Origin of the sequence: Thalassotalea litorea, from assembly GCF_043642205.1 — a bacterium.
Lineage (GTDB): Bacteria > Pseudomonadota > Gammaproteobacteria > Enterobacterales > Alteromonadaceae > Thalassotalea_A > Thalassotalea_A litorea.
On the sequence record NZ_JBHZSG010000049.1, the window covers coordinates 17,560 to 23,881 of the forward strand.

The following is a 6,322-nucleotide window of genomic DNA, read 5'->3' on the forward strand; positions in this document are numbered from 1 at the left end:
CGACATACACACCATCCATGGTGATAACCGTTCATGTGATGCAGGGTACCTACTTGGGTGTAGGCGTCGTTAATACGTTCCCGACATTAACGACATACCTACTTCCCTGCACCCATGCATCAAGTCGAAAAATTGCTCCTGGCATTTTCGACATACACACCATCCATGGTGATAACCGTTCATGTGATGCAGGGTACCTACTTGGGTGTAGGCGTCGTTAATACGCTCCCGACATTAACGACATACCTACTTCCCTCTAGGCAAAAAAAAAGCCCGCTGAGGAGCGGGCCAACAAATAGTTGATAGAAGGAAGTTAAATAAATCCAGGAACATGTATTCCAAATAAAGGATGTTCATAAGATGGAGCGTATTCTAGGGGAGGGGCTGAATTTCAGCAAACTAGAAAATTTATTTTTTCGCATTAGATTTTCTAATGAATGGTTGGTGTTGTTTAGTTTTCTTTCCTAATGGTTTTTGGCCAGTCTGTACAGGCCTTTCGAACTGTAATTAAATGTAACTTTGTTGATGTGCAAGGCTAAAAAAAAGTAATTGTAATAAGTTTAAATGATGATCTTTGTCAATCCCAGTGGAACGATTGTCACTAAGGTTTAAAAAACTACGCAATAGAAAATTTACGGCGGTGACAAATGGCGAAAAAAAAACTCTTAAATACCATCGTTATTTCCTTGAGTGTCGCCTTTGTATTGGCTTAATATAAGGCAACTCAACTGGGACTAATAATAAACGCGCTAATGAGTGAACCAAATTCCACACAAGGCAGTTTCGACTACCAACTCAGAGTCTATTATGAAGACACTGATGCCGGTGGTATCGTTTATTATGCTAACTATTTAAAGTTTGCCGAGCGAGCGAGAACCGAATGGTTACGTTCTCTAGGTATTTCCCAATCAATTTTCCTTGAACAAAATCTCGGTTTTGTAGTCAGACGAGTTGAGATGGATAACAAAGCATCAGCAACGCTTGATGATCTGTTAACCATTTCCACAACGATAAAACAATTAAAAAAAGCCAGCTTGACGTTTGAGCAGGTGATAACCAATCAGGACGGAACCTTGTTGTGCCAACTGAATGTCCTTGTCGCCAGCGTTAATCTGCAACGTGCCAAACCCTGTGCTATTCCCGAGCAAATATTAGGAGCTTTAACCCGTGCACTCTGAATTATCCTTTATCGATTTATTTTTGCAGGCCAGTGTCCTGGTAAAATCTGTAATGCTTTGCCTGCTAGGTTTCTCGATCGCATCCTGGACCATGATTATCCAACGTTCAAAGGCCCTGAACAAAGCGAAAGTACAAGCGGAGCAATTTGAAGATAAATTCTGGTCAGGTGCTGATTTATCTCGCTTATATAAAGAAATCAGTGCTCGTGGCAATGTCAGCGGTATTGAAAGTCTGTTTATGGCAGGGTTTAAAGAATTTGCCCGGATTCGCAAGTCTCCAGATGCCAGCCCACAAGCAGTCGTCGATGGTACTCATCGTGCCATGCGCGTTGCGTTATCCCGGGAAGTCGATGGTCTGGAAACCCATCTGTCTTTTCTGGCAACTGTCGGGTCGATCAGCCCATATATCGGTTTATTCGGAACGGTGTGGGGGATTATGAATTCCTTTATCGCCCTTGGCGCCGTGCAACAAGCAACACTTGCCATGGTAGCACCGGGCATTGCCGAAGCTTTGATTGCAACCGCTATGGGACTGTTTGCAGCGATACCCGCGGTAATGGCATTTAACCGTTTTTCTCACAGTGTTGAAAAGATTGAAAACAGCTACGGTAACTTTATGGAAGAATTTTCCAGCATCTTGCAACGTCAGGCCATCACCCCTAGGAGCTAAATCAAGATGTACGTTAGAGCCAAACGAAAACGTGTTGCTGAGATAAACGTCGTCCCATACATCGATGTGATGCTGGTATTGCTGATTATTTTTATGGTGACCGCGCCTTTGATCACCCAAGGGGTGAAAGTGGATTTGCCGCAGGCAGACGCCGAACCTATTGATCAGGATTCGAAAACACCTTTGGTAGCAAGCGTTGATATTAACGGTAACTTTTACCTCAATGTGGGCGATAGCAAAACCGAACCACTTGCGCCAGAAGAGTTAGCGACTTTGGTCGTCGCCCATCTAAAAGTTGAGCCGGACACGCCAGTGGTTGTCAATGGCGACGGCAATGTTTCCTACAACTCAATTATTCAATTGATGGTATTATTGCAAAAGTCCGGTGTTCCTTCCGTTGGCTTAATGACCGATTCGGTGGAGAACGAATAACCCATGTTAGCTGTACTGAAAAAACTGATTGGCAGTATCGTTAATTTCTTGATGGGGGTTTTTACGTATCTGCCGGATGGCAAAACCCCAAAGCAAACGTATTCCATCGCGCTGTCTGTGGCGTTGATATTGCATCTGGGGCTTGGTGCCGCCTTATTATATAACTCGGATTTCACCCCGACACCCGCTGCGATGCCAAAACCGAGCATGCCCGTGATTGATGCGGTGGTGGTCGATCAAAGTAAACTGCAAAAGCAGGTGGAAAAGCTCGAACAGCAAAAAGCGGCTGCTAAAGCCCGAGAAGACAAGCGCATTAAGGAATTAGAACGACGTGCGTCGGAAGCTCAGAAAAAACGTCAGCAGGAAGCGGAGCGTATCAAGCGCCTAGAAGCGGAGAAACGTAAAGCCGATGATGCGGCGAAGCAGGCGAAAGCGAAAGCTGCGGCTGAAGAAAAAGCTCGGGTTAAAAAAGAGCAAGAGCGTAAACAAGCGGAAAAAGCGGCTGCCGATGCGAAAGCGAAGCGTCAAAAAGAAGAAGCTGCCGCGAAAAAAGCGGAAGAAGCCCGAAAACAGCGTGAAGCAGATGAACGTCGTCGCAAAAAAGAAGCGGCAGAGCGTGCGGAGCAGGAGCGTTTGTTAGAACAGCAGATGATGCAGGAAATGAATCAGCGTCAGCAGGCTCGAAGCCAGCACGTGTTAACCGAAGTACAAAAGTATGTGGCGTTGATCACCCAAACCATCCAGCGAAACTTTATCCTGGATGAAAATACCATGAAAGGTAAATCCTGTGATTTGAAAGTGAAACTGGCACCGTCTGGATTTGTGATCAGTGTAACCCCGATAAAAGGGGATCAGGTCGTTTGCGTTGAAGCGGTAAAAGCAGTGAAAAAAGCGGGCACATTACCTGTTTCCAAAGATCCGGATGTCTTTAAACAGATGTCTGAAATTAATTTGAAATATACACCAGAGTTTTAATTGACCTGCTGTCGATTTCAATGAAAAATAACCGGCATTAACTCGGAAAATAAGAAGTATTATGTTTAAAAAGAGTCTGTTCATCTTAATCTTATTCTTTGTAGGGCTAAACCAAGCATCTGCGGAACTGGATATTGTTATCACCGGTGGTGTCGACAGTGCCCGCCCAATCGCGGTTTTGCCATTTAAATACACTGGCGCAACACCACTACCAGAAAACATTACCAAAGTGGTTAGCGATGATTTGTTGCGCAGCGGCAAGTTTAACCCCATTAGTCAGGTAACTATGCCGCAAATGCCTGCAACCATTAATGATATCGATTATCAGGCCTGGGCTGACATCGGCGTTGAAGCCATCGTTATGGGTAGCATCGAAGAATCAGGTGTTGATCAATATCTGGTATCTTTCCAGCTCATTGATGTTATTAGCGGTCAGTTGGCCGGTTCTGATCGTCGTATGCTGGAAAATGGTCGTTTGGTACAATCCGATGAACACATTCTGATAAACTCCAAGCCGACGCAGTATATTTCGGCCAATTTGTTTCGCCCAAAAGCCCACCAGATTTCCGATAGCGTGTATGAAAAACTCACCGGTGTGCGCGGCGCGTTTCAGACTCGTATCGCCTACATTATTGTACGCGACAGCGGTGATCGTCCCTATCAGTTAGTCATGGCCGATTACGATGGTTATAACGAACAGGTGCTTTTAAGCTCACGTGAACCCTTAATGTCGCCGACCTGGTCTCCCGATGGTCGCAAATTAGCGTATGTAACTTTCGAAGATCGTCAGGCACAGATATACATTCAGGATATTTATACCGCAAAACGCGAAGTTTTGAGTAGTTTTAAAGGCATAAATGGTGCGCCGCGCTGGTCTCCAGATGGTAAAAATATGGCCATGGTTTTATCCAAAGATGGCAACCCGGAAGTGTATGTGATGGAGCTGGCAACAAAAAAATTACGCCGCATTACCCGTCACAGAGCCATAGATACTGAACCAAATTGGACTCCGGATGGAAAATCTCTGATTTTTACCTCAGAACGGGGTGGTAAACCGCAGCTATATCGAGTAAATTTGAACGATGGTAAAGTGAGAAGGCTAACATTTGACGGTGAAATGAATCTAGGAGGTTCAATAACACCTGACGGACGTCAATTAGTCATGGTTAACCGTACACAAGGACAATACCATCTTGCGAAGCAAGAATTAGGCTCAAACAATTTTCAGGTGTTAACACAAACCCGATTGGATGAGTCGCCCAGTATTGCCCCCAATGGTGGCATGATAATCTATAGTACTTTGCATCATAACCGTCAGGTATTGGGCTTGGTTTCCGTAGATGGTCGATTTAAAGCTCGTTTACCAGCGTTAAACGGACAAGTTAAATCACCAGCATGGTCACCATTTTTATAACAAAAATTAGTTAACTCATTATTATAAAATTATTAAGGAAAAAAAATGCGCTTTAATAAAGTAGTAAAAGGTATGGCAGTTGCATTGCCATTGATGGCAATGGCCGCTTGTAGTTCAACATCTACTGTTGATGAAGAGCAAGAAGCAGCACGTCAGGCACAAGCACAAGCTGAAGCTCAGGCTCAAGCAGATCGTGATGCGGCAGAAGCTGCAGCTGCGGCAGAAGCGGCTCGTCTGGAAGCGGTAAAGGAAGAGCAAAAGCAAAAGCTTCTAGCTGACAATACCATTTACTTCGACTTCGATACTTCTAAGCTAAGCTCTGACGTTACTGCAACATTAGATGCACACGCAGAGTTTTTGGCAAACAACAGCAACTCTAAAGTTGTTATCGAAGGTCACGCCGATGAGCGTGGTACACCAGAGTACAACATCGCTCTTGGTGAGCGTCGTGCACAAGCAGTACAAAAGTACCTTGAAAATGCCGGTGTTTCATCTTCTCAAATCGAAACCGTAAGCTACGGTGAAGAAAAACCTGCAGTAAACTCGCGCACTGAATCAGCATTTGCTAAAAACCGTCGTGCGGTTCTAGTTTACTAATAACGTTTTTTAAAAGGACGTTAAATGAAATCGTATAAACTTATATTAGGTTTAGCGGTTATGGCCGGTGCCCCTGTGGCACTGGCTGCTCAACCCGCTCCAGTCCAGGATATTAACCAACCCCCGGCCAGCCAAACCTCGACAAGTGCAAGCTCAACTGACGATGTCGAAGCGTTAAAGCGCGCTATTCAATCTCGTAATCGTGCTTTGAACGATATGCAGTTACAAATTGATGAATTGCAAACAGAAGTCAGCGAATTACGCGGTGTCAGTGAAGAGCAGGCCTATACCATTAACCAGATTCTTCAACGTCAACGTGAACTGTACCAAGAGTTGGACAGAGTCGCGTCGATGAAAAGCGCTTCATCACCTTCCACGGCCTCTGGCACAAATACCGGTGGTGGTTCCAGCGTTAATTATTCCGCCAATCTATCGGAAAATGAGTCCTATGATCGCGCCGTTAACCTGGTGCTAAAAGAAAAGAAGTATGATCAGGCGATTCAGGAATTTAAAGCCTTTACCCGACAATATCCAAACTCCAGCTATGCCGCGAATGCGCATTATTGGTTAGGGCAGTTATTGTTTAATAAAGGTCAGTTACAGGAAGCGGAAGCCGAGTTTAATATCGTTATTGATAATCACGAAGGCTCGAATAAACGCAGCGATGCCATGCTAAAAGCAGGTATGGTGGCGCAAAAGCAAAATAATACAGATAAGGCGCGGCAAATGTACCGTCGTGTTGTTAGCGAATACGCAAACTCATCGGCAGCACAGCTGGCGAAAACACGCCTGAATAATCTGTAATAACTCGTCCGCGAATGTTCTTATCGGCCAGTTTGGTCGATAAGATGCTCTATCTGCTGGGTTTTTGTGCAAACAAACTGGATTTACGAAAAAAAACGAATTTGTTGTTGCACTAAAAATTAATATGAGTATCATATGCCCCGCGTTGAGGCACAAGGCCTCAAGCAGCAAATGTGGGTCGTTAGCTCAGTTGGTAGAGCAGTTGGCTTTTAACCAATTTGTCGAAGGTTCAAATCCTTCACGACCCACCAC

Annotated in this window: 8 protein-coding genes and 1 tRNA gene; all 9 read left to right on the forward strand. The window is 44.7% G+C overall.

Going from position 1 to position 6,322, the window contains the following annotated elements; genetic code table 11:
* A partial coding sequence (locus ACHUFQ_RS15230) for a hypothetical protein (protein ID WP_394176705.1) occupies positions 1–221 on the forward strand: 221 nt, incomplete at its 5' end.
* A 531-nt stretch (positions 222–752) separates the two neighbouring features.
* Entirely contained in the window at positions 753–1,178 is a 426-nt protein-coding gene (gene ybgC / locus ACHUFQ_RS15235; protein ID WP_394176706.1) for a tol-pal system-associated acyl-CoA thioesterase, read from the forward strand.
* The gene (tolQ, locus tag ACHUFQ_RS15240) at positions 1,168–1,848 is read left to right on the forward strand and encodes a protein TolQ (protein WP_394176707.1); all 681 of its coding nucleotides are present in this window, start codon (positions 1,168–1,170) and stop codon (positions 1,846–1,848) included. The genes ybgC and tolQ overlap by 11 nt, the downstream gene beginning before the upstream one ends.
* Positions 1,849–1,854: 6 nt before the next feature.
* Positions 1,855–2,280, forward strand: coding sequence for a protein TolR (tolR, locus tag ACHUFQ_RS15245; protein ID WP_394176708.1), 426 nt, complete (start codon positions 1,855–1,857; stop codon positions 2,278–2,280).
* 3 nt (positions 2,281–2,283) lie between these two features.
* Entirely contained in the window at positions 2,284–3,255 is a 972-nt protein-coding gene (gene tolA / locus ACHUFQ_RS15250) for a cell envelope integrity protein TolA (RefSeq protein ID WP_394176709.1), read from the forward strand.
* Positions 3,256–3,316: 61 nt separating this feature from the next.
* A complete protein-coding gene (gene tolB / locus ACHUFQ_RS15255) occupies positions 3,317–4,669 on the forward strand; it encodes a Tol-Pal system beta propeller repeat protein TolB (protein WP_394176710.1) in 1,353 nt (450 codons plus the stop codon).
* Between the two features lie 45 nt (positions 4,670–4,714).
* Positions 4,715–5,266 (forward strand): peptidoglycan-associated lipoprotein Pal, encoded by a 552-nt coding sequence (gene pal, locus ACHUFQ_RS15260; RefSeq protein WP_394176711.1) that lies wholly within the window; start codon positions 4,715–4,717, stop codon positions 5,264–5,266.
* 24 nt (positions 5,267–5,290) lie between these two features.
* Positions 5,291–6,070: a tol-pal system protein YbgF gene (gene ybgF / locus ACHUFQ_RS15265; RefSeq protein WP_394176712.1), complete on the forward strand. Its 780-nt coding sequence runs from the start codon at positions 5,291–5,293 to the stop codon at positions 6,068–6,070.
* Between the two features lie 175 nt (positions 6,071–6,245).
* Positions 6,246–6,321: transfer RNA gene (locus tag ACHUFQ_RS15270), tRNA-Lys, on the forward strand.
* Position 6,322 lies beyond the last annotated feature (1 nt).